Origin of the sequence: Proteus cibi (genome assembly GCF_003144405.1) — a bacterium.
In the GTDB taxonomy this organism is placed as follows: domain Bacteria; phylum Pseudomonadota; class Gammaproteobacteria; order Enterobacterales; family Enterobacteriaceae; genus Proteus; species Proteus cibi.
On record NZ_PENW01000032.1, the window covers coordinates 1 to 2753 of the forward strand.

General features: G+C 41.8%; 3 protein-coding genes. All 3 read right to left on the reverse strand.

The features are described 5' to 3' along the window. The coding region (locus tag DK865_RS18915) for a hypothetical protein (RefSeq protein WP_228407809.1) at positions 1-319 on the reverse strand (319 nt) is incomplete at its 3' end. A 450-nt stretch (positions 320-769) separates the two neighbouring features. Continuing rightward, entirely contained in the window at positions 770-1210 is a 441-nt protein-coding gene (locus DK865_RS16510) for a hypothetical protein (RefSeq protein ID WP_015063446.1), read from the reverse strand. Positions 1211-1847: 637 nt separating this feature from the next. Further along, the gene (locus tag DK865_RS16515; RefSeq protein ID WP_012634451.1) at positions 1848-2492 is read right to left on the reverse strand and encodes a quinolone resistance pentapeptide repeat protein QnrD1; all 645 of its coding nucleotides are present in this window, start codon (positions 2490-2492) and stop codon (positions 1848-1850) included. Between the last annotated feature and the right edge of the window lie 261 nt (positions 2493-2753).

The following is a 2753-nucleotide window of genomic DNA, read 5'->3' on the forward strand; positions in this document are numbered from 1 at the left end:
CAAATCTACGCTGAAAGTTTAGAACGGTTTTGCGGGCTTCTGAGTGCGTTTTTAACATCGTGCAAACTGACAAGTAAAACGATGCGAAATCGCTGAAAGTCACAAACTTGTTTTGTGGCAAGAAGCGATTTGACCAACCGAGTAAAACGAGGGCGGTAGGCTTTTTGTTTTTATCCTGATGAGCGTCCAGCGAAGAAAGGGAAAAACAGGGGGAGCCGAAACGAAATGACACGCCCCAGCGATGGCAAGTGAACCCCAGTGAACGTGTTTCGTTTTGGGGGCAAAGCCCCCCGTCAAGCGAAGCGTCTGACCACCACATTTTTGAGCGACCAAATACAGGGGCGAAAAAAGGGGGTGGTCAGACGAACGCAGTGAGTTTGACGGGCTTGGGTGAATGGTTTTTTTCGCAGGCGTCCAGCCGAAGAAAATAGCCAGAGGGCGGAGCCTTATGTCATTCATTTTCGTCCAGAAAATGAGTGGCATTGATACTGAAAGTATCATGGGGTGCAAGTTAGTAAAACTATGATTCTACCCATTATTTCACCCGTTATTCTGCCCGTTATACCTAAATTGGGTGCAATAACGGGTAAAGTAATAGGTAGAATAACAGGTGGATTAATGGGTAAGAAATAACACAACGTCATCTTGTGTCTATCTATTATTCTGTATCTTATTCTATGTATTATTCTACCTATTACAGACGAAATAGATAAAATAAGAGATAGAATAATAGATAGGATAATACATAAAATAATAGGTAAACCTAACGTCAGCGCACCTTTTCTTCGAGCTGTTTTAGCATCGAAATATCACCTAATAACCGTTGATTTTTACCTGTGAAAAAGATGATCGGACTGACATTTGCATTATCAATACTTCGGCTTAACTGAATTCCCATCGCCTGATAATCATCATCGTTTGTGCAATGGTATAACGCTAAAACAAGCTGACATTGTTCTGGAGTTCCGCATTCTATTGCCCAGCGGATCAACTCCGAAAAGGTCAATCCGTTCGGTTTCCAGTGTTTTTTATGCCGTGACGCTAACGCCTTAAATTTTTCACGCCCTTGATTATATTTTTCTGCCCCGATCACCGGATCTTCACAACGAACCCCTTGAACCGGTCGCTTATCAAATGACAATTCCCATAAATTTAATTCTTCGATGTATTCGTAATCTTCTGGCGATGCCAAACGAAATAATTGAGACATAGAGACACCCTCCGATCATGTGTGAACGGAGACAGTATAAGGCTTTCGAGAAATTCCGCTTCCTCGACGTGAAACAAGTTCACGCCTTGCGGCGAGCGTTGCGAATTGAATTTATGAGGTTTACCAAGCTCCAGATGTAACAAAGCCCCGTGACAGCATCACAGGGCTCTGGTACTCTAAATCTTGTGCATTCGTTGCTCAGATTAGACGTCGCAATCCAATCTTAGCAACGTGAGAGGCGCTTGTCACGTTCTCATTAAATACCAGCCAACGACATTAACCCAAATGCACCACTTGATTGACTCGGACTTAGCCCGGTCTCCGAAAGGATAAACAGGCAAATTGTGGTAGTAAAACGTACCGGAAAACGAAATTCCGGCTCTACCTCCGAATCACGCTGCGGTATCGAAAGATTACAGTGCGTACCTGATAAGAGCACCAATCAACGGACTAGGGATTTCTTGGATTGCGAAGTGTCGAAAGAAGCCCAACCTAACCAAACTTAGCCAGATTAACGAGCTAAGAGACCATGACCCAATAACTGATCATGGAGAAAAGCAAAGACAAGATGAAGATGTCGCTTCGCTCCGTTTTGATTAGTACCACATTGGGGCATTAGGCGTTTTTTACCTAGATTTTATCGGTGAACAATAACACCTAAACTCTCAACAAGCTGAAGCGCCTGCTCTCCATCCAACTTCACTCCATCTAAATTAATTCGCCTTGCATCAAGCTCGCCAAGCGCCCCACCCGTTAAATCACAACCAGTAAAATCAGCCAAAGACCAATCAAACGATGAAAACTCCCCACAAGAAAGATCGGAGCCACGAAACACGGCGCCAGTTATCACAGTGCCATTCCAGCGATTTTCCCACAGTTCGCACTTTTCTAATATGACTCTAGAAAAATTAGCGTAACTAAGATTTGTCTTGGTTATATAAGCACTACAAAACCATGACCTTGTAGTTATCATATTCATAAAATTAGCCCCTCGAAAATCAGCTCCTTGAGCTAAACACTCACTAATTTCAAGACCTAAGGCGCTAATGTTTTTAAAATTACTCATTGATAAATCGCAGCTTTTAAAGCTAGCGTTTTTTAGTTTGGCTCTATTAAAATCACACCCTTCCAAGCTATTCCTGTCGTAAAAACTACAATCAACAAATTCAGTATCAGTTAAATCAACCCCTGAAAAATCACAATTTGAAAAGGCAATATTTTTAACTCTATTCCCCGTAAATTGATCTCGTGAAAACTTTTCATTGATAAAGTGCTTTTCCATACATGCTACACCTGGTTATTTATACAGTGCAATCATTGTACATTAATTTGAACAACCTTAAACTCTAGCTAAAATTGATTCATACAATCCCTTTTATGTTAAACGGGCAAGTTAGTTAGCAAAAACCTCCCGTTCATCCCCATTAAAGCCCCTCGAAACGATTTTAAGACACGATCACCCTATAAAACACCCAAATCTACGCTGAAAGTTTAGAACGGTTTTGCGGGCTTCTGAGTGCGTTTTTAACATCGTGCAAACTGA

Excerpts from the sequence above, each read along its gene's own strand:
- DK865_RS16515 (WP_012634451.1), bottom strand. The coding sequence starts at position 2,492 with ATGGAAAAGCACTTTATCAATGAAAAGTTTTCACGAGATCAATTTACG.
- DK865_RS16510 (WP_015063446.1), bottom strand. The coding sequence starts at position 1,210 with ATGTCTCAATTATTTCGTTTGGCATCGCCAGAAGATTACGAATACATC.